The following is a 19,561-nucleotide window of genomic DNA, read 5'->3' on the forward strand; positions in this document are numbered from 1 at the left end:
AAGGTCAATATTACTGAGTACACGTTAAATCCTAACAATAGCGACACAAGCGGACGCTTGCGCCAGAAATTGTAGATTCAAAATGTGGCAGCTTATTTATTCTTCTACTTAACATAAAGTATATTATAAGTGACACTTTAAATAAAGGTTTATACCGTATATTATAAGTCTTATAATTTATATTATGTTAAGTAAGATATGGATATAGGCTCTTATACCTTGTATGTGTCGTCTTAACTTACTATGCGAAGCTCAACAGTTATACATTAAAAAAGGGAAGCAATCTGCTCCCCTTTTTTAATATGGTATGAAATATAAAATTACTTGTTAATCATGGCACTGATTTTCGCTGCATCAGACTTACGGTCCAGACGTGTGTATAGCTTGATCAGGTTCTGCATGGTGGCCTGGTCTTCAGGCTGAATCTCTAAGGCTTTCTCAAAATAAGGCAATGCTTCCTTGTAATGGGTTTTTGCCTCGTTCTCAAGCGCTTTGCCTTTCTTCTGGTATGTCGCATAGTCCATTTTAGCCGCCTTGTTGTTGATCTCAGCACCTTTGTTGAACTCTAACACACCTAGGTTGTAGTATGCGTCAAAATTAGTCGGATCGATCTGTATGGCTTTTTTATACGTGGCTGTGGCACCGTCCAAATCATTTTTACGCTCCAGCAGATTGCCTTTCACTGCTAGCAGGCTCGCGTTGTTTGGGTCAGCAGAAATAGCTTTGTCCAGCTTCTGCATGGCTTCCTCGCCACGGTCGTTTTTCAGGTAATAACGCAGTTCTTCCTGCATCATGTACACACTGTTCGGGTTGGATTTCAATCCAGCGGCCAGGGTGTTCATCACATCCTCTTCACTGGCTTCAGTAGCCTGCAGCAACTGGATTTTGTTTTTGAAAACATCTTCCGTCGTGTGGCCCATCCCGATCAGTTGATCATAAAACCCGATAGCTGCCGGATAATCTTTGTTAGCTGTAGACGCATAAGCGGCATACAAAACTGCCGTGGTGTCAGTCGGGTTGATTTTGCTGGCCAGCTTATACTTGGCGACGGCGTTGTCCCAGTCCTGATTGTTGTGGAACTCCACTGCCTTATTCAGCACCTGACCGTAAAGGATTTCCTTGCGCTCGGGCACCTGCTTGCCAAACTCGCCGTCTTTCCCATCAAGTTCAATCGCCTTGTCATAAGACTCCAGCACAATGTTCGGCGTGTTGTCGTCGGTCAGCTTGCCGTAGATCGGGTTGCCGATCATGTCCTGGTAAATAACACCGCGGTAGAACCATGTTTTGGCTTTATCCTTGGTTTTCTTATGCTCTGTGGCCTTTTCGATATCAGCCTGCGCTTTGTCCAGTGTGCCGTTCTTATGGTTCAGAATGGCGCTGTTTACAGCTGAGTTTTGCGCGCTTGCAACCGAGATACTGGCGGCTGCCAAGGCTGTTAGAAATATTTTCCTCATGTTTAGTTTTAGGTTTGTGATTGAATGTGAAACGTTTAATAACTGAAAATAATTCGATTATGCTTCATCTTCCGTCTTTTCCGGATCTATTAAGTCATCCGGTTGCAGCGAATCATCGGGTGTCAGCTCAGACTGGTCCAGCACGGCTTCCACAACGTCGTCTTCGTTTTCCATCTCTATTTTTGCCACCGAAGATATCTGGTCTGTCTCATTTAGCTTGATCAGGCGAACACCCTGTGTGGCGCGGCCAATCACGCGAATTTCGCCTACCCGAAGCCGGATGGTGATGCCCGAACGGTTGATGATCATCAGGTCGTCTGTGTCGATAACGCCTTTGATGGCTACCAGCTTACCGGTTTTGTCGGTCACGTTCATGGTCTTTACGCCTTTGCCACCACGGTTCGTGATGCGGTACTCATCCATGAGCGAGCGTTTTCCGAAGCCGTTCTCCGACACTACCAAAAGCTCAGTGCTCTCGTTTTCTACACAAACCATACCAACAACTTTGTCGTCGGGTCCGCCAAGCGTTACGGCACGTACCCCGGAGGCGTTTCGGCCCATGGAGCGCACCTGACTCTCGTTGAAGCGAATGGCTCTCCCCGACTCCAGCGCGATGATGATTTCGCTGCTTCCGGTGGTCAGCTGCACATCCAGCAAACGGTCGCCCTCGTTGATCGAAATCGCGTTTATACCGTTTGTGCGCGGACGCGAATAGGCCTCTAGCACTGTCTTCTTGATCGTTCCCTGTTCTGTGATAAAGACCAGGTTGTGGTTCAGTACGTAATCCTGGTTCTTCAGGTCGTGCACATTCATCACCGCACGCACTGTGTCGTCTTTCTCAATCTGAATAAGATTCTGGATGGCGCGCCCTTTGGACGTCTTCCCTCCTTCCGGCAACTCATACACCTTCAGCCAGAACACGCGGCCCAACTGCGTGAAAAACAGCATGTGGTTGTGCGTGTTGGCGATAAAGAGATGCTCGGTAAAATCGTTTTCCTTGGATGCAGCCACTCCTCTGGAGCCGATACCGCCCCTGCTCTGGCTGCGGTACTCGCTGAGAGAGGTGCGCTTGATATAGCCCTCGTGTGAGATCGTGATCACCATGTTCTCCTCCGGGATCATGTCCTCGTAGGAAATATCGCCGGTGCTGGCCTCAATGCCGGTGCGACGGCCGTCGCCGTAGCGCTCGCGTATCTCAGTCAACTCGTCCTTGATGATCTGCATGCGCAGTTCTTCGTTGTTGAGGATGCTGTTCAAATGATCGATCAAAGCCATAATCTCCTGATACTCCTGCTGGATCTTGTCGCGCTCCAGGCCGGTGAGGCGCTGCAGACGCATGTCCAGAATCGCGCGGGCCTGCAGTTCTGACAGGGCAAAGCGCTCAATCAAACCATTGCGGGCAATCTCAGGGTCGCGGGAAGAGCGGATCAGGTTGATCACCTCGTCGAGGTTGTCCAGCGCAATCAGCAATCCTTCCAAAATGTGTGCGCGCTTTCTCGCCTCGTCCAGTTCATACTGCGTTCTGCGGATAACCACCTCGTGGCGGTGCTCCACAAAGTACTGGATAAGCTCCTTCAGGTTCAGCGTCATCGGGCGGCCCTTCACAAGGGCCACGTTGTTCACGCCGAAAGAAGACTGCAGGGCAGTATACTTGTAGAGGTTGTTCAGCACCACGTTAGGTATGGCGTCGCGCTTCAAGTCGTAAACGATACGAAGTCCGTCACGGTCCGACTCGTCTCTCAGGTCAGCAATCCCCTCAATTTTCTTGTCGTTCACCAACGCGGCAGTTTTCTCAATCAGCGAGGCCTTGTTCACCATGTAGGGAATCTCAGTCACGATGATCTGCTCTTTGCCGGATGGCAATACCTCGAAGTTGGCACGCCCGCGCATCAGCACACGGCCACGGCCTGTCTCGAAGGCAGCTTTCACGCCATCGTAGCCATGGATGATGCCGCCCGTCGGGAAGTCTGGGGCCGTGATAAACTGCATCAGCTCGGCGATCGTGATCTCGTGGTTGTCGATGTAGGCAATCACGCCGTTGATCACCTCAGTCAGGTTGTGGGGCGCCATGTTGGTGGCCATACCCACGGCGATACCGGACGTTCCGTTCACCAGCAGGTTCGGGAACTTGGCAGGCATTACGCTCGGCTCCTTCAGGGAGTCGTCGAAGTTCGGCACGAAGTCAACCGTGTTCTTTTCTAGGTCGGCCAGCAGCTCGTCGGCGATGCGCTTGAGGCGGGCCTCCGTGTAACGCATGGCAGCCGGAGAGTCGCCGTCGATAGAACCGTAGTTACCCTGTCCATCCACGAGCGGGTAGCGCAACGACCATTCCTGGGCCATGCGCACCATGGTCTCATATACCGAGGAGTCGCCGTGCGGGTGGTATTTACCCAGCACCTCCCCAACGATACGGGCCGATTTTTTGTAGGATTTGTTATAAGATACCCCCAGCTCAGACATTCCGTAAAGCACGCGGCGGTGAACCGGCTTTAGTCCGTCCCGAACATCAGGTAAGGCTCTTGAAATGATAACAGACATTGAGTAGTCGATGTACGCGCCGCGCATCTCGTCTTCAATGTTGATCGGTATAATTCTTTCGCCTTCGATCATGTCTAAAATTATAGATAAATATAGGTTGGTTGTTGTGTGTTTTTAAAAGGCAAGTTAGTCAAAAAAGGCCTTATCAGCTATATAGACTATTGCTTATTTCTGCTTTTGTCCGTTCTGTTCCGCGTTTTCTCCTGCGACACTTTGTCCAGCTTTTGCCCCATTTTCGGGTTTTGCTTTTTCCAGAATGGCCTTCCCCGGAACTCCTTCTCGCCGTGCGGGTGCACCATGCGCACCTGGCAGGAACGGATCGGACAAGCTGGTTTACAAGAAATTAGGGAGGCAGAGAGGAGCGCGATGAAAAGACCGGGGAGAAATCGGGTAGTAGCCATAGGTTTAAGTTCAGAAAAGGCCTGCTGTTGTCAGCAGGCCTTTAACTCTTTAGCTTACAAAAATAAACAATTCTGCACACATATACCAGCATTTTGAGGGGTATAGTTTGCGTTATCAGCCCCCTGCCCTAATTTAAAGCGGGTGGAAACCGTTGATGGTGAAACCTCCGTCTACCGCCAGGGTCTGCCCGGTGATGTAGGCAGCGGCGGGCATGCACAAAAAAGACACAGCCCCAGCCACATCCTCGGGCTTGCCTACCTGCCGCATAGGGGTGCGGCCCACCACCGCGTCCAGAAAGTCTTTGTTTTGCAGCACCGTTTGTGCCAGCGGGGTGCTGATATACCACGGAGCCACCGCGTTCACACGGATACCGTCCGGGGCCCACTCAGCCGCAAGATTACGGGTCAGTTGATTCATGGCGGCCTTGGTCATGCCGTAGATGCTGCCGGTGCGCACGTGCGTGAGTCCCGCCACCGACGAAACATGTACGATGTTGGCCTGCTCTGACTGTTTCAGCATGGGGTATAGTAGCCGGTTGAGCTCAAAAGCCGAGCGCAGGTTCGTGTTCATCACAAAATCATACTCCTCGGCGGTATAATCGGCGGTGGGTTTGCGGATGTTGGTGCCGGCGTTGTTCACCAGTATGTCGAGTTGGCCCCACTCCTGCCTTACCCACTGCTCCAGCGCCTCGCGCCCTTCAGCCTCGCTCACGTCGGCGGCCAGCACATGAAGCCGCTCGGGATACTTAGCGCGCAGTTGCTCCAGGTCTGCCTCCTTGCGGGCCACGGCCAGCACAGTGGCGCCCAGGGCTATGAAATCATCCACGATGGCTGCTCCAATTCCCTTGGAGCCCCCTGTTACGACTGCGGTTTTACCGGTTAGTGACCACCTGTTTTCCTTCATTTCTCTCTATTTTTCTTGCTTAATATCATCCATGGCAACAGCTGCCATGAAATTACTTTACAGATAACACCGTTTTTTGTTCAGGATGCTTAAATTACCAAAGCGCTGGCACCTTTTTTTGGCCAGTTCATGCAATGGGCATATAACTGCTCCCTGCCAGGTTTTAATCATACCCCATGAGGTATGCCTGAGAAGGGCGCAGACTTCATTGTGCTTCAGAAGTATGGAGTAAGAAATGCTTTTTATACCTAAATTTAATACACTAACCTACATTTCATCATTTTCACCCTACCCTATGAACAAATTTGCCCTTCTGTTTCCGGCCCTCGCTATTTCCTGCGCCGCTTTCTCACAGTCTGCCGAACCCAGCGGGATTGACGCGCAACGAAACCTGATGGAGCTCGGCAGTCCGCCCAATTCATCGGTGGTGCGCGTGTACGACAACCGGTATGAGGGAGTGAAAGGAACGCCTTTCTTTTATATCGACTGGATGAAAGCGACCATTACCTCCGGCAACAAGCTCTACGACAACCTGGAGGTGAAATACAACGTGATCGACAACGAGCTGCTTTACCGTAACCCAGACGGGAAAGAGTTTGTACTGAGGCCTCAGTTTGTGGATAGTTTCACGCTGCGAGACAGTTTGCTGACCCCTGGGCTCACGTTCCGGAAATACGCCGCCCTCGCTAACGTGGACCCGGCGCTCAGCAACCGCTTCGCCGTTTCGCTATACCACGGAACGAAGCTGCAACTGGTGATGGTGCCCCAGAAAAACTTTATCAAGGCTAATTTTGAAGGACCCTACAGTTCGGGCAACAAGTACGATGAGATCCGGGATGACCAGCGCGTATACCTGCTTGCGCCTGAAAACAGCGTTCAGCAGGTGAAACTCAGCAAAAAGAACCTCCTGAAGGCGTTGCCGGACAAACAGGACGAGGTGCAACGCTATCTCTCCGCAAATAAAACCGACGCATCCACCACCGCTGGCTGGATCAAGGCGTTGGCCTATTACGAGTCGCTGTAAATAGCGGGCTGAAGCAGAGAGTCGAAGCTGGCGTTTCAGGAGTTTCCCAGTATCCTGCGCCAGTATGCCTTGAGGTATGGCTTGTCTACTTTCGGCCTGTTGTTGATTTCCTCCAGCTGCAGGACACCCTGTGCATCCTGCCATACATGGTACACAAAAACGTAGGCGCCTCCCTCCGCGCGCCATCCGTCAAACTTGCCGAAACGGAGATCGTTGATATAAACGCCACGTTCTGGCGCAGGGGCTACGGCATAATAGCCCTTCGTGATCTCTAGCAGGCGCTCCAGTTTAGGGTGCCCCCTGTAAGGCGCAAGCAGCTGCCTGTTTTGCGGCTCATACACAAACTGAACGGTCGGGATTTTGTCGAGCAGCGAGTAAAAGCCGTTGTAAAATCCGTCCTCCCCTTTCGCGGTGACTGACCAGAACACCGTGTTCAGCGGCGTGGGTTTGCTGATGTAATCGGTATAGCCAAGCTCCTGCCGCTGCAGGTTTTTCTCGAAGGTATGGTTGGCCGCGGCCTTCGCGCCAAAGGAGAAAAGCAGATAGCCTGAGCTCAAGAGTAGCCCCGCATAGTTCAGGTACCGCCTTTTTGGGCTTAGGCGTGGGTAAAACGCAACGGCCAGCACACAGACCAGAAAAGGCACCGTGTACAGCGGATCTACCACAAAAATATTGTAAAACGCGACGCCATACGTGCTGAAAGGCCAGAACAGCTGGGTGCCCCACGTGGTGCAACTGTCCAGGAGGGCGTGCGTGGTGAAGCCCAGGAAAAAAAGCAGTGTCCAGTCGCGGAAGGTGGCGCGCTGCTGGGGGTATACCCGACGGAGCAGCAACCCAAGCAAGGGCGCGGCGAGCAGCGCAAACAGGAAGGAGTGCGTGAGTGACCGGTGAAAGGCCAATTGCTCTACCATATCCAGCCAGGGGTTTGCCAGTATGTCGAGGTCCGGTAACGTGCCGGCTATACCTCCCCAAAGCAAAGCCTTGTTGCCGAGTTTCCGCCCTGCAACGGCTTCGCCCACCGAGGCGCCCAGTACAATCTGTGTTAAAGAATCCATTTTCGCAATGCTGAACTGTTTGTAGTTTACAGATTTGATGGCAACCTGATTGTGACCAGCCCCGGAGGCACTTGAAATGTGAGGCTAGTGCTTTGTCAAATTAAAAATTAGAAATTAAGAATTAGAAAGGAGGCATAAAAGCTGTTTCTATTGATATAAAAACGAACGCTAATTCTGGTAATTAAATGGGTCGAGTACTAGCTGCAAGGAATTTCTAAGCAAATTGAGAGCAACTTGCCGAACAGCCGCTATCAGCAACAACATAACCGGCTGCGGGGTATAACCGCATGCGGCGTCCCGATGCGGCGCAACTCATCCTATACCCTCGCAGCATGGATTCGACACTTAGCTTTGTAACCGGCGTCACGATCGTTCTTCTGACCATCATCGACCTTGTGTATACCACCTTTGCCCCACGGGGTGCCGGGTTCATCAGTGGCCCCGTCACCGTGGCGGTATGGCAGCTGTTCCTACTCCTGGGGCGCCTGACTAAAAGCAGATCGGCCCTGACGGGGGCGGGTATCGTGATCGTGTTCACAATACTCTTCACCTGGGTGGCGCTGCTGTGGGTCGGAAACGCGTTTATATACTCCGCTTCAGATAAAGCCGTCGTGAACAGCACCACCTCACTGCCCGCCACCCTCATGGAGCGCATTTATTTCACGGGCTATACCCTCTCCACTCTCGGCAACGGCGATTTCAAGGCAGGCACGGATGGATGGCGCATTTTTACGGCGTTTATCTCGTTTACCGGGCTCATGTTCATCACCATTGCCATCACCTACATGGTGCCGGTGCTGTCGGCCATAACCGCGCGGCGGGCGCTCAGCATCCGTATCTCGTCCATCGGCCACAGCCCACAGCGGATTTTGCTCAACTACTGGAACGGCACTGACTTCAAGAAACTGGAAACGCCGTTTCAGAGCCTGACGCAGGACATTGTGCAGCAGGGCCAGATGCACCTCTCCTATCCGGTTTTGCACTACTTCCAGCAATCCGACAAAGGCGCCTCGCTACTGCCCAACCTGGCGGCGCTGGACGAAGCCCTTACCCTCATGCTGCTGTATGTCCCGGCTCATATGCGCCCCGACGACCAGTACCTCATACCGCTGCGCAAGGGTATCACCACCTTCATCTCCTCCCTCTCCTCGCTCTATATCGACTCTGAAAAAGACGCACTGCCGCCCATACAGGCAGATCAACTGCAGAAAGCCGATCTACAGCTTCTGGAACCCGGCGTGCAGCAATTTGAGCAACTGGCTAAACGCAGGCGGGCCTTAAAATCGCTGGTGGAGTATAACGGCTGGGATTGGGAAACCATCTCCGCCAAAGTGCTGCAAGAGGACATGGACATCCCCGCCATGCTCTAGCGGATGATCGGCATCCGCTTAAACTCCTTCGTCCTGTCGAACAGGTAGCGGTAGGTAAAGTGCGTTTTGTAGATGCGACTGCCTACGCGTTCCACCACCTTTTGCATTTTGGGGTTAAAGTCCCCGATCCAATTCATTTGCAGGTCTTTGTAGGGTATGCTTTTGTTGTTGATGATCAACTCGCCCGCGGCCACGATCATGGCGGCCTCCACGCCTTTGCCCTGCTGCTCCGGGGCAATGCCGAACACAATGCCATACATGGTGGTGCAGGCCCCGCGCCAGCGGTGGAACACGAACTTCAGCTTGCCCCACAGGTCCATCTTGCCGTTGGCATACTTAAAAAGCTGGTTCAGCTCCGGTATGGCGATGAAGAATCCGACTGGCCGGCCCTCAAAATAAGTGAACCACATGATGCGCTCATCCAGTATCGGCTTAAGCGTGTTCATGATCGTGATTGCCTGCGCCTCCGACATCTCCTTTACGCCCTCGTGCTTCGCCCACCCTTTGTTGTATACCTCCCGGAAATCACCGGCGTATTTCTTCAGGTTGGTCTTGTCGAGGTGCTCGCAGCTGTAGCGCTTGTCTGAAAGGATGCGCTGGGCTTTCTCGCGGTATTCTTCCGGCAGCGGGTCATGCACCATGCGGTAGTAGGTATACTGTTTGAAGTATAGCTGAAAGCCGTAGTTCTCGAGCAGTTGGGTATAGTAAGGGAAGTTGTAGGGCATGCAGTACGTGGGCGGGTAAAATCCGTCTGCCAGCACTCCCCACCACTTGTCGCGGTCGCCGAAGTTTATCGGGCCGTCCATAGCCTCCATACCGCGCGCGCGCAGCCATTCGCGGCAGGCATTAAGCAGGATGTTAGCGCTCGCCTGATCATCAATACAGTCAAAAAAGCCCATGCCGCCTGTCGGTTGCTCAAATGAGTGGGCGGTTTTCTTGTTGATGAAAGCGGACACCCGCCCGATATACTTGCCTTTCTCATTTTGCAGCACCCACCGGATCACTTCCCCGTCGCGGAGAAGCTTGTTTTTCTTCGGGTCAAACACAGCGTCAATGTCTTTGTCCAGCGGACGGATATAGTTGCGGTCTTTCTTATACAGTCGCACCTGCACCATGATAAACTCATGGGCTAGTTCAGGTGTGTTTACCTCAATCAGTTGCATAGTTAGGTCTTTGCGAATTGAAGCGCTAAATACGGCATTATCCCAAAGAAAAGGAAACAGAATAACAGGCGGTAGCAGCGTGCGGCCTTTACCGACAGGTATAAAAGGAGGGGAATCAGAGCGGGATGAGGTGGGGGGACAGGAGATGCGTGAAAAAGAAAAAGCCTTCAGATTTCTCTGAAGGCTTCGGGAAATGAGCCCCCTGCCGGGATCGAACCAGCGACCTACTGATTACAAGTCAGTTGCTCTACCAGCTGAGCTAAGGAGGCCTGTACTAATGTTTTACTGAAAAGCCGCCGCAGTACAAACAGATGCTTTTTGGAGTGGAGCCCCCTGCCGGGATCGAACCAGCGACCTACTGATTACAAGTCAGTTGCTCTACCAGCTGAGCTAAGGAGGCTTACACTATAACTGCGCTTTATTGTTTTAAAGCGTTGCAAAAGTAGGCGTAAGAATACTATCATGCAAATGCTATTCTGAAATTTTTCAATGGTTTCAGGTAAGCATTTGATGTTCAGGGGGAAATTTTTTATCCTCTGAAAGCCTGTAACTGGTGGTTTAACTGATCGATGCGCTTTTGTGCATCCGCGATTCTGCCCTCATACTCCTGGCGCAGTTTGTCCGCGTTTTTGGAGCGCGCAAAAAACTCGATGTTGGTGCGCAGTGTCTGGATGTCGTTCTGCAGCTGCGTGATCTCACGGCGGATGTGCTGCTCCCGTTGCTGCAGTTTTTGGCCTGCGTCAGGGCTGTGCTTAATTCGCTCCACCTGTAGCTTGACAAGCAGGTCATTCCGCTCCTCCAGACTGAGCGAGGGCACGCGCTCCAGATATTTCTCCATCAGGGCCAGGAAGTTTTCTTCCACCTTGTGGCTGCTTCTTTTCTCGGTGCCATCCAGGGCGCGCCATTTTTCGGCATAGGATTCGAAACCGGAGAGCGAGCTCGCTGCCTTGGGGTCTGACAGCTGCTCGGCAATGCTGTCGCACAGTTCCATTTTTTCGGCAGAGAGCTTCTCTACCTCCGTGTTTTTCTGCTGCTCATTGGCCTGCTTCCTGTCGAAGAACTCGTTGCAGGCTGCCCGGAACCGCTGCCAGATCTTGTCGGAGTGCTTGTCGGGCACGCGGCCGATGGTTTTCCATTTTTTCTGAAGCTGGATCAGCTTTTCTTTCGTGGTGTTCCAGTCGGTGCTGTCCTTCAGGCTCTCCGCCTCCTCGCAAAGGGCCGTTTTCACGCGCAGGTTCTCCATCTTCTGCTCATCCAGCGATTTGAAGAAGTGGTTTTTGTGCTGGAAAAAAGCCTTGTAATTTCCCCAGAAGGTCTTGTTTACATCCTCGGCATACTCTTTGGGCACCAGGCCGGCAGCATCCCACTCTTCCTTCAGCTTCTGAATCTCGTCTGTCTTGTCGCGCCACTCATTGATGCGGTCGGTGTTGAAGCCGTTGAATGCCTGGAGGCGCTCCAGCAGGAGGCGCTTTTTTGTCAGGTTTTCCAGTTCGCGCTTGTTTCGCTCTTCGTGGTAGGCCCGGCGGTGCTCATGCACCTTTTCGGATGCCTGTATAAACCGCTCCCAAATCGGGTCGCGCTGCTCGTTTGGCACCGGGCCGATGTTCTTCCACTCCTCGTGCAAATGGCGCAGCTCCTGCAGGGCCTTATTAATGGAAGGCTCGCTCTGAAGGGCCTCCGCGCGCTCTACAAGTTGCAGCTTGGCATCCAGGTTGCGCTTGCGGTCCAGTTCCTTCATCTCGAAGAACATGCTGCGGTTGTTGTAGAAAATATCGAGCAGGGCATGGTAAGAGTCCCACAGTTCCTGCGCGTCACCGGATGGTACCGGCCCGATCGATTTCCAATCAGCCTGTAGCTTTTTCACTTCATCGCCGCTGTTGGTCGTCTCTGCCGACTCAACCAGTTGGCGCAGCTGCACGAGCAACTGCTGCTTCAGGCCCAGGTTGCGCTGGCGCTGTTCTTCCACGCTTTGCCGCTGCTGGTAGCGGCTATCGCGGTAGGTCGAAAGCAGTTTTTCCAGGTCCTGGTGCTCCCCGGAGGTATGGTAGGCAAAATCATCTTCGGTGCCTCCCTCCTGCTTAAACTTTTCCAGGGCCTCTGCGCGCTCAGCCAGAAATTTCTGGTCATAATGCCGGTGCAACTCCATGATGGTGCGGTATCGCTTCGCGGCATCCGCTCCTTTAAGGGCAATGCTCAGGTGCGCGCGCAGTTCCTCAATGGGCAGCTGACTGAAGTCTGTTACCTCCGCCTCTACCTCTTCTTCGTCTTCTTCCTCTTCGCTGGAAATAGCTGCGGCTTTCGGAGGCGTCGATTCTTTTACCTCAGTTGGTGCGGAAGTGTCGTCCGGAGTCTCCTGAGGCTGTTCTGCAACCGGGGTCTCCACCTCGTGCGCTGTTTCGTTACCTGGCGTTTCCGCTGCTACCTCGTCTTTCACGTTGGTGTTCGCCTCCACAAAAGCTGTTGTAATTTCTTCTGCCGTTTCTGTTTCCTGGGCAGTACTCAAGGATGGCTGTATCTCAGGCTGTTCCTCTTTGGGCACTTCTGGCGCAGGGTTTTGATTTGTCTGTGTCCGGGCGTCTAGCTCGGCAAGCCGTTGCTCCAATATACTCTTAGGCGATGCGTTGTTGTTTTCAGGTTGGTTCGCAGCATCTTTGTTCTCAGAATTGTTAGCCTCAGCTCCGGTAGTGTCCATATTGTTTTTTTGTGATGTCATGTCAACGGTCTTTAATTATGACAAGCGCGCGCTCAGTTTAAGCGCGGATCGACTGGATAATTAGAAAGCACCTTAAATTTACCCCCCATTTCGCGCAGCACATTGCGCCATAGGGTATCGGAGTCCAAATTAAATAATTTATTCGCAGCATTGTTGTTCACGATCCAAACATTTTTGTCAATCTCCTCCTGCAGCTGGCCAGCTGTCCAGCCGGAGTAGCCCAGAAAAAACTTTATGTCATCGGTCTGTATCAGCCCGGTGCTGATCATGTTGCGCAGCAGGTCAAAATCCCCGCCCCAGTATAGCCCCTCTTCCAGTTTCACAGACTGGGGCAGGGTTGGCAAGCGGTGGACGTAGTGGAGGGTGTTGTACTGCATGGGGCCTCCCACGCCCAGCGTCATGTCAAAAATTTCCTGGTCTATGTCCATCACGTCCGAGAGTTTGAGGTTCGACGTGCGGTTTAGTACCAATCCAAAGGAATCGCCCTGTTCAGAGTGGCTGCATAACAAGATGACAGTCCGCTCAAAATTCGGGTCCCCTAAAAAGGGCTCCGAAATCAGAAGGCTTCCGGTTTGCGGTTTTAGTGAGTTTTTATCTTCCATCAATTTCTCTGCGCTTAGCTGTGAGGCCTGAAGGACGAAAAGGGGCTGTGTTGCCCGGAATCCTACAGTTCTGTATGTCTTTATTCTTACGCAAAGCAGCGAATATGGTAACATATTTAGGAATTGCATCACACAAACCATACCTCCTGCAGTAGAACGCATCAATTCGCTGTTTCAGCGCCCCGGCCCGACCAAATGACGATATAATTGTTCCTTGGAGCATATAATTTTATAATTTTGATCAAAACTACGCATATGGCCCTGAATCATAACATTGCAGCAATCCGGAAGAACTACGCTAAGCAGGCCCTGACCGAGGCGTCGGCGGCGGCAGATCCGGTGGATCAGTTTAACGTGTGGCTGAACGAGGCCCTTCAGGCCGAGGTGGACGAGCCTACCGCACTGGTTTTGGCCACCGTGAGCGCAGACAACAGACCCTCTGCCCGTGTCGTGCTGTTAAAAGACGTCTCCCCCCAGGGGTTTGCCTTTTTCACGAACTACGACAGCCGGAAGGGCCAGGAGCTTGCCCAGCGCCCTGCGGCGGCGATCACCTTCTTCTGGCCCGCGCTGGAGCGCCAGGTGCGCATCGAGGGGAATGTGGTGCAGGTATCCGCGGAAATGTCAGACCGCTACTTCCACAGCCGCCCCAAAGGCAGCCAGATTGGCGCATGGGCCTCTGCGCAAAGTGTCGAGATTGAGAGCCGCGAGGCGCTGGAGGAAGCCGACCGGCAGTTTACGGAGCGATTTAAGGATGAGGAAATTATACCTCGACCAGCCAACTGGGGCGGATACCAACTACAGCCCACACAGGTGGAGTTCTGGCAAGGACGCCCCAACCGCCTTCATGACCGCCTGTTGTACACACAGCAACCAGACGGCAGCTGGGAAATAAAAAGGCTGGCTCCCTGAGCGAGCGAAACTTCCCTTCCAACTCTATACCTATACCACCCTATGGCCGAGATACTCCCTTTGCGCGCCTGGCGCTATAACCATACCCTGGACCAGCAGATTGACGACCTGACCGCCCCGCTCTTTGACGTGGTGTCGGAGAAGCAGCGGCAAGCGCTGTACCGCAACCCGAACAACAGCATACACCTATCCGTGCCCCTCGGCGACGACCCCGCCGCCGAGGCCGCCAGAACACTCCAACGCTGGAAAGCGGAGGGTATACTCCTGCAGGATCACCTGCCGGGGATTTATGTATATTACCAGTATTTCCGGTTGCCGGGGGTTGAGAAGGAATTTGTCCGGAAAGGCTTTGTCTGCAACATCAAGGCCTACGATTGGCATGAGCGGGTGCTGCTCCGCCATGAGAACACCATTCCGAGCGCGGTGAATGACCGGATAGCGCTGCTGGAGGAAACTGAGCTGAACACCAGCCCGACACATGGCCTTTATACCGACCCTACTTTTGCGCTGGAGCCATACCTGGACGAAAGCATTCGTTCCCCGTTGTATGAGACGGAGGATTACCAGGGGGTGCGCGACGTGCTGGCCGTCATACACGACCATCGGGTGATCCGTTTGTTCATGAACCTGCTGCAAAGCAAGCAGGTGCTGCTGGCCGACGGGCATCACCGCTACGAGGGCTCGCTGGAGTACCGCAAAAAGCGCATGGCCCAAAACCCGCACCATACCGGCCTGGAGCCTTACAACTACCACCTGATGTACCTCACCAACTCCGAGCACGACGACCTGCGGATACTGCCCACACACCGGGTGCTGAAGCGCATGGACATGACCGACGAGGAGTTTTTGGAGCGCTTGGAGGAGTATTTTGTGGTCACGCCGAAAGAGGACCCTCTGGAGCTGAACGAAGTGATTGCCGGCAAGCCGTGGGCCTTTGGCCTTTTTCTGAGCGGCAACGCCTATAAACTAAGGCTGAGGCCCGAAGTGCATACGCAGATCGACTGGAATTTCCCGCAGGAGGTAAAAGACCTCGACCTGACCGTGATGCACTACTTTATCTTCGAGAAGATATTGGGCATCTACCGCAAGGCGCAGCGCGACTACCCCGACCTGAGCTATGTCCGCAGCTTTACTGCCTGCATCCGGCAAGTAGACTCCGGGGAGGCGCGCATGGCCCTCATCACCAACGAAATCACCATGGAGCAGGTGAAGCGCGTGTGCTACAGCGGCGCGATCATGCCCCAGAAGTCTACATTCTTCTACCCGAAGGTGATCGGGGGATTTTTATTTAGCTCAATCAAAGAAGATGAATTTGTCACGGCCGCTGCTGCTTGCCTCTAACTCCCCGCGCCGCAAAGAATTGCTGGCTAGCCTCGGGATCGCTTTTGATGTTAAAGTAAAGGAAGTTCAGGAGGACTTCCCCGACCATTTAAAACGCGCTGAGATTGCCGAGTACCTGGCTGCGCACAAAGCCGAGGCCTACCGTGAGAACCTGCAGGGCGAGGCAATCATCACTGCCGACACGATTGTGTGCCTCGGCGACCGCGTGCTGAACAAGCCCATCGATTATGCGGGTGCGTTTGAGATGCTGCAGGCCCTGTCGGGGAAGGCGCACGAGGTGATTACGGGCGTATGCATCCTCACACAAGAGCAGAAAACTGTTTTTCACGACACCACCACGGTATATTTTAAACCTCTGTCCGAAACCGAGATCTCATACTACATCAAGCAGTATAAACCCTACGACAAAGCCGGCGCCTACGGCATTCAGGAATGGATCGGGATGGTGGGTATAGAAAAGATCGAAGGCTCTTACTTTAACGTGGTCGGGCTGCCAGTGCAAAAGCTCTATGCGCAACTGCAGGCACTGGGCCTGCTTGCCTGATCAAGGCTGCGGCAGGGCATTCCATATTTGTAGTTTTGATTCCGTACTTTTGCAGGCGGTGGCAGGAATGCCCAGTAGCAGTCACGAACATCACGATATTCTAACGCATGTCTTTTATAAAATTATACCTTGCCCCGGGCAAAGAGCACTCCTTGCTGCGCCAGCACCCCTGGGTTTTTTCAAGGGCCATCAGAAAGGCCGACGGCGAACCTGCTGAGGGCGATGTAGTGGAGGTTTACTCGAGCAAACGAGAGTTTCTGGCTATGGGCCACTATGCCCCAGGCTCCATTGCGGTACGCATTTTCTCGTTTGAGCAAACGCCCCCCGACTACGAATTCTGGAAGCGGAAAGTGCAGCAGGCCTACGACTACCGAAGCCGCCTCGGCCTGACCGACAACCCAAACACAGATGTATATCGCCTGCTTTATGCCGAGGGCGACGGAGCTTCCGGCCTGATCATCGACGTGTACAAAGACACTGCCGTTATACAGACCCACACCGTGGGGATGTATCGTGAGCGGGAGCACATTGCCCGGGCACTGCAGGAAATATACGGAGACAGGCTGCGGGCCTTTTATGACAAGAGCGCCGAATCACTGCCGGCGAAAGCGCCCGTGGAAGCAGAAAACGGCTATCTTTTTGGCACCTCCACGGGTGGCGTGGTGGTAACGGAAAACGAAACCCGGTTTTTTGTGGATTGGGAAAGCGGCCAGAAAACAGGCTTCTTTATCGACCAGCGCGAGAACCGGGAACTGCTGGCGCATTACGTGAAAGGCAAGTCCGTGCTGAACACATTCTGCTATACCGGTGGTTTTTCGGTATACGCCCTCAATGCAGGCGCCAGCCTGGTGCATTCGGTGGACGTGTCGAAGAAGGCGATTGAGCTGACCGAGAAAAACGCCGCGCTGAGCCAGGCCCCGGATCGGCACGAGGCCTTTGCCATGGACACATTCGAGTTTCTGAAAGGCAAGGAGAACCTGTATGATGTGATCGTGCTGGACCCTCCGGCATTTGCCAAAAGTCAGAAAGTGCGCCACAATGCCCTGATGGGGTATAAGCGACTGAACGCCGAGGCCATGAAAAAGATAAAGCCGGGTGGTATACTCTTCACCTTCTCCTGCTCTCAGGTAGTAGACAAATACTTGTTTAACAGCACCGTGATGGCCGCCGCCATTGAGGCAGGGCGCAACATCAAGATCATGCACCACCTGTCGCAACCCGCCGACCACCCGATCTCTATCTTTCATCCCGAAGGAGAGTACCTGAAAGGGCTGGTGTTGTTTGTGGAATAAACCTGCATCCCACCGTCTGGCCGCATGAAATTTAGCCTGCCCTTTAGGCTTGGTTCATGCGGTCGGAAGGAGGATAAATCAATCCGGCACTCTGAACTTTTCGTGTGTTGGGCAAAGCCTTGTAGAGGGAAAAAATTCCCCCGACAGTTGACAAACGGAAAGCCGGCAGATGGACCCTGGGATTTATACCCATACTGCCGGGAATTTAACGTGGCCCGAGCTTCCGCCGAGACTGAATTAAGCTTGCCTACTGTTGCAGCAGGCTGAAATCAGGCAGCTCCTGCGGCAGGTCCATCCGGATGCGCCATTCCTTTGGGTAGTAGTTATTCATTCGGTTGCCGATTTGCTTTGCCCAGCCCAAAGGCGTGCCCTTGTACTGAAGTAAAACCCAGTCGATACCGTTGGTGCCCAGCCGGATATCCTCTTTGCGCAGGTAGCGCAGCGCCTGTTCCAGGTCCAACTCGGCAGTTTCAAATGCCGCCTTCTGCAGTCCCTGCGAAAGCGCCAGGGCCTGCAACGGCTTCAGTTTCTTGCCCTTCACCTCGGCCACCTCGGTACCGGCATACAGCACATATAAATTCTGGTATAGCTCATCGGCAGCCTCAAACAGGCTGACTGGCAACGCCGAGATAACCTCCCCGTGCTGGAGCCATACATACTCCTCCGGAGCCAACAGCCAGTCCTGCACCAGCGCCTGCTCCTTCTTGCCTGCCTTGTTCAGTTTATACTGCCTCTTCTTGCTCTTGCCATGGTTGGGGCTGGGCGCTTCCCCCGTTTTGCGGACCACAGCCATAAAGAAGCCCTCGCCCTGCACCTGGTGCGGGTAAAAACGATACCCTTCTATACCCTGCTGCTGTGATGCCACTACGCCCCACTCTGGCTGCAGGTCCAGGTGCAGGGGCTCGGCCTTTTCCTCAGCTGCAAGCCAGGCCATGTTCGCTTCGTTTTCCTGCTCATTCCAGGTGCAGGTGCTGTAAATGAGGATGCCGCCGGGTTTCAGGGCGCCCCATACGTCGGCCAGGATGCGTTGCTGGCGCTGGGCGCAAAGCTTCACGTTCTCCTCCGACCATTCCGCCACTGCCTGCGGGTCTTTCCGGAACATACCCTCCCCGCTGCAGGGGGCATCCACCACCATCACGTCGAAAAAATCAGGGATCCGTCCGAAGTCGCGCGGATCGTTGCAGGTAACCGCCACGTTCCCACTCCCCCATTTCGCCACGTTCTCTGCCAGTATGGAGGCACGACTCCGAATCACTTCGTTTGACACCAGCAGGCTGTCTTTGGAAAGGAGACTGGCCAGATGGGTGGATTTGCCGCCTGGAGCCCCGCAAAGGTCGAGCGCGTGCAGCGGCTGGTCTAACGCAACCACTTGCCGCAGCGCCTGCTCCACAAACATCGAACTCGCTTCCTGCACGTAGTACGTGCCTGCGTGCAGCAAAGGGTCCAGCGTGAAGGCGGGGCGCTGCGGGAGGTAATACCCGTCTGCGGCCCAGGGCACGCGGTCGAGGTTCGGAAGGAAAGAGGTTTTGGCCCGGTTGAGGCGGACACTGACTGGGGGCGCCTGCTGCAGGGCATCCATAAAGGCACTGTAGCCGTTGCCAAGCAGCCGTTGCATGCGTTCGGTAAACGTAGTTGGGTATTCCATCACGGCACAAAGGTACGCCAAATTAGAGGCAGTTGAAAAGCCAAATTTATACCTTGCTCAGAAGTCTGCCTTGCCCAGATACGCCTCTACAATTGGCACATCAGGGTGGCACCAGGTATAGCGCCGCAGCTCCGCCGGAAGGCACCAGCGGTATGCCTTGTGTTCTGAAAGAATGAGCTGCCCGCCTGTGCGGGTGCATCGGTATGGAATGAGCTCCAGCCATGTTCCCGTTGGCAGTAGATGCCGCACCGGAGTCATGCGGCTGACAACACGAATCGTTAGGCTAAGCTCCTCCCCAATCTCGCGGTGGAGACAGGCTTCTTCCGTCTCGCCGGGCTCCATTTTGCCCCCCGGAAACTCCCAAAGTAGCGGCTCAGGCATACTTTCACTCCGTTGCGTAATCAGCACGGTTCCCTTATCTTCAATTACTGCGCATACAACCTTCAGCACCATATGAATTTTACATAGACACGTATTCGTCCAGCTTAAATTTATTTATGATTTAAAGCATAATTAATCAGCAATTTATGTAAATTTTGATGATTCCTTTTATCTTGTGCAGGATACCTAATACACTGCATCTGGCACAAAATGCCAAGCGTGATT

At 53.5% G+C, this 19,561-nt stretch carries 16 protein-coding genes and 2 tRNA genes; 6 read left to right on the top strand and 12 right to left on the bottom strand.

Annotated features, from left to right (window positions below; genetic code table 11):
- Positions 1-320: 320 nt before the first annotated feature.
- The 4 genes from MKJ04_RS01805 to MKJ04_RS01820 form a co-directional block, all read right to left on the bottom strand.
- The gene (locus MKJ04_RS01805; protein ID WP_241638696.1) at positions 321-1,454 is read right to left on the bottom strand and encodes a tetratricopeptide repeat protein; all 1,134 of its coding nucleotides are present in this window, start codon (positions 1,452-1,454) and stop codon (positions 321-323) included.
- A 57-nt stretch (positions 1,455-1,511) separates the two neighbouring features.
- A complete protein-coding gene (gene gyrA / locus MKJ04_RS01810) occupies positions 1,512-4,064 on the bottom strand; it encodes a DNA gyrase subunit A (RefSeq protein WP_241638698.1) in 2,553 nt (850 codons plus the stop codon).
- A gap of 86 nt (positions 4,065-4,150) precedes the next feature.
- Positions 4,151-4,393: a hypothetical protein gene (locus MKJ04_RS01815; protein ID WP_241638700.1), complete on the bottom strand. Its 243-nt coding sequence runs from the start codon at positions 4,391-4,393 to the stop codon at positions 4,151-4,153.
- A gap of 133 nt (positions 4,394-4,526) precedes the next feature.
- Complete coding sequence (locus MKJ04_RS01820) at positions 4,527-5,297, bottom strand: SDR family oxidoreductase (RefSeq protein ID WP_241638701.1); 771 nt, start codon at positions 5,295-5,297, stop codon at positions 4,527-4,529.
- A 295-nt stretch (positions 5,298-5,592) separates the two neighbouring features.
- Here MKJ04_RS01820 and MKJ04_RS01825 point away from each other — a divergent pair, with 295 nt between their 5' ends.
- A complete protein-coding gene (locus MKJ04_RS01825) occupies positions 5,593-6,321 on the top strand; it encodes a hypothetical protein (protein ID WP_241638703.1) in 729 nt (242 codons plus the stop codon).
- A 35-nt stretch (positions 6,322-6,356) separates the two neighbouring features.
- On the opposite strand, the gene MKJ04_RS01830 is transcribed toward MKJ04_RS01825, so the two are convergent.
- Positions 6,357-7,376 carry a metal-dependent hydrolase gene (locus tag MKJ04_RS01830; RefSeq protein WP_241638705.1) on the bottom strand — a complete coding sequence of 340 codons (1,020 nt, stop codon included), beginning with the start codon at positions 7,374-7,376 and terminating at the stop codon, positions 6,357-6,359.
- Between the two features lie 332 nt (positions 7,377-7,708).
- Between MKJ04_RS01830 and MKJ04_RS01835 the strand changes: the two genes are divergently transcribed.
- Positions 7,709-8,746, top strand: coding sequence for a potassium channel family protein (locus tag MKJ04_RS01835; RefSeq protein WP_241638707.1), 1,038 nt, complete (start codon positions 7,709-7,711; stop codon positions 8,744-8,746).
- Here MKJ04_RS01835 and MKJ04_RS01840 read toward each other — a convergent pair.
- The 5 genes from MKJ04_RS01840 to MKJ04_RS01860 form a co-directional block, all read right to left on the bottom strand.
- A complete protein-coding gene (locus tag MKJ04_RS01840; protein WP_241638710.1) occupies positions 8,743-9,909 on the bottom strand; it encodes a hypothetical protein in 1,167 nt (388 codons plus the stop codon). The genes MKJ04_RS01835 and MKJ04_RS01840 overlap by 4 nt on opposite strands.
- 196 nt (positions 9,910-10,105) lie before the next feature.
- Positions 10,106-10,178, bottom strand: a tRNA-Thr gene (locus MKJ04_RS01845).
- Between the two features lie 55 nt (positions 10,179-10,233).
- Positions 10,234-10,309 (bottom strand) — tRNA-Thr (locus MKJ04_RS01850).
- 129 nt (positions 10,310-10,438) lie between these two features.
- A complete protein-coding gene (locus MKJ04_RS01855) occupies positions 10,439-12,622 on the bottom strand; it encodes a DUF349 domain-containing protein (RefSeq protein WP_241638713.1) in 2,184 nt (727 codons plus the stop codon).
- 32 nt (positions 12,623-12,654) lie between these two features.
- Positions 12,655-13,224 (bottom strand): YqgE/AlgH family protein, encoded by a 570-nt coding sequence (locus tag MKJ04_RS01860; protein ID WP_241638716.1) that lies wholly within the window; start codon positions 13,222-13,224, stop codon positions 12,655-12,657.
- Positions 13,225-13,479: 255 nt separating this feature from the next.
- Between MKJ04_RS01860 and pdxH the strand changes: the two genes are divergently transcribed.
- The 4 genes from pdxH to MKJ04_RS01880 all read left to right on the top strand — a co-directional run bounded on the left by pdxH (position 13,480) and on the right by MKJ04_RS01880 (position 17,310).
- Positions 13,480-14,133, top strand: coding sequence for a pyridoxamine 5'-phosphate oxidase (gene pdxH, locus MKJ04_RS01865; RefSeq protein WP_241638719.1), 654 nt, complete (start codon positions 13,480-13,482; stop codon positions 14,131-14,133).
- A 42-nt stretch (positions 14,134-14,175) separates the two neighbouring features.
- The gene (locus MKJ04_RS01870; protein ID WP_241638721.1) at positions 14,176-15,474 is read left to right on the top strand and encodes a DUF1015 domain-containing protein; all 1,299 of its coding nucleotides are present in this window, start codon (positions 14,176-14,178) and stop codon (positions 15,472-15,474) included.
- The gene (locus MKJ04_RS01875) at positions 15,440-16,018 is read left to right on the top strand and encodes a Maf family nucleotide pyrophosphatase (protein ID WP_241638724.1); all 579 of its coding nucleotides are present in this window, start codon (positions 15,440-15,442) and stop codon (positions 16,016-16,018) included. The genes MKJ04_RS01870 and MKJ04_RS01875 overlap by 35 nt, the downstream gene beginning before the upstream one ends.
- Positions 16,019-16,125: 107 nt before the next feature.
- On the top strand, positions 16,126-17,310 hold the full coding sequence (locus MKJ04_RS01880; RefSeq protein ID WP_241638727.1) for a class I SAM-dependent rRNA methyltransferase: 1,185 nt from the start codon (positions 16,126-16,128) through the stop codon (positions 17,308-17,310).
- A gap of 247 nt (positions 17,311-17,557) precedes the next feature.
- Here the strand turns inward: MKJ04_RS01880 and MKJ04_RS01885 are convergent, their stop codons facing one another.
- Both MKJ04_RS01885 and MKJ04_RS01890 read right to left on the bottom strand, forming a co-directional pair.
- Entirely contained in the window at positions 17,558-18,955 is a 1,398-nt protein-coding gene (locus MKJ04_RS01885) for a methyltransferase RsmF C-terminal domain-like protein (RefSeq protein WP_410896804.1), read from the bottom strand.
- A gap of 57 nt (positions 18,956-19,012) precedes the next feature.
- Positions 19,013-19,408 carry a (deoxy)nucleoside triphosphate pyrophosphohydrolase gene (locus tag MKJ04_RS01890; protein WP_262918043.1) on the bottom strand — a complete coding sequence of 132 codons (396 nt, stop codon included), beginning with the start codon at positions 19,406-19,408 and terminating at the stop codon, positions 19,013-19,015.
- Positions 19,409-19,561 lie beyond the last annotated feature (153 nt).

Origin of the sequence: Pontibacter sp. E15-1 (assembly GCF_022601975.1) — a bacterium.
Taxonomy (GTDB): domain Bacteria; phylum Bacteroidota; class Bacteroidia; order Cytophagales; family Hymenobacteraceae; genus Pontibacter.

Excerpts from the sequence above, each read along its gene's own strand:
- MKJ04_RS01805 (WP_241638696.1), bottom strand. The coding sequence starts at position 1,454 with ATGAGGAAAATATTTCTAACAGCCTTGGCAGCCGCCAGTATCTCGGTT.
- gyrA (WP_241638698.1), bottom strand. The coding sequence starts at position 4,064 with ATGATCGAAGGCGAAAGAATTATACCGATCAACATTGAAGACGAGATG.
- MKJ04_RS01815 (WP_241638700.1), bottom strand. The coding sequence starts at position 4,393 with ATGGCTACTACCCGATTTCTCCCCGGTCTTTTCATCGCGCTCCTCTCT.
- MKJ04_RS01820 (WP_241638701.1), bottom strand. The coding sequence starts at position 5,297 with ATGAAGGAAAACAGGTGGTCACTAACCGGTAAAACCGCAGTCGTAACA.
- MKJ04_RS01825 (WP_241638703.1), top strand. The coding sequence starts at position 5,593 with ATGAACAAATTTGCCCTTCTGTTTCCGGCCCTCGCTATTTCCTGCGCC.
- MKJ04_RS01830 (WP_241638705.1), bottom strand. The coding sequence starts at position 7,376 with ATGGATTCTTTAACACAGATTGTACTGGGCGCCTCGGTGGGCGAAGCC.
- MKJ04_RS01835 (WP_241638707.1), top strand. The coding sequence starts at position 7,709 with ATGGATTCGACACTTAGCTTTGTAACCGGCGTCACGATCGTTCTTCTG.
- MKJ04_RS01840 (WP_241638710.1), bottom strand. The coding sequence starts at position 9,909 with ATGCAACTGATTGAGGTAAACACACCTGAACTAGCCCATGAGTTTATC.
- MKJ04_RS01855 (WP_241638713.1), bottom strand. The coding sequence starts at position 12,622 with ATGACATCACAAAAAAACAATATGGACACTACCGGAGCTGAGGCTAAC.
- MKJ04_RS01860 (WP_241638716.1), bottom strand. The coding sequence starts at position 13,224 with ATGGAAGATAAAAACTCACTAAAACCGCAAACCGGAAGCCTTCTGATT.
- pdxH (WP_241638719.1), top strand. The coding sequence starts at position 13,480 with ATGGCCCTGAATCATAACATTGCAGCAATCCGGAAGAACTACGCTAAG.
- MKJ04_RS01870 (WP_241638721.1), top strand. The coding sequence starts at position 14,176 with ATGGCCGAGATACTCCCTTTGCGCGCCTGGCGCTATAACCATACCCTG.
- MKJ04_RS01875 (WP_241638724.1), top strand. The coding sequence starts at position 15,440 with ATGAATTTGTCACGGCCGCTGCTGCTTGCCTCTAACTCCCCGCGCCGC.
- MKJ04_RS01880 (WP_241638727.1), top strand. The coding sequence starts at position 16,126 with ATGTCTTTTATAAAATTATACCTTGCCCCGGGCAAAGAGCACTCCTTG.
- MKJ04_RS01885 (WP_410896804.1), bottom strand. The coding sequence starts at position 18,955 with ATGGAATACCCAACTACGTTTACCGAACGCATGCAACGGCTGCTTGGC.
- MKJ04_RS01890 (WP_262918043.1), bottom strand. The coding sequence starts at position 19,408 with ATGGTGCTGAAGGTTGTATGCGCAGTAATTGAAGATAAGGGAACCGTG.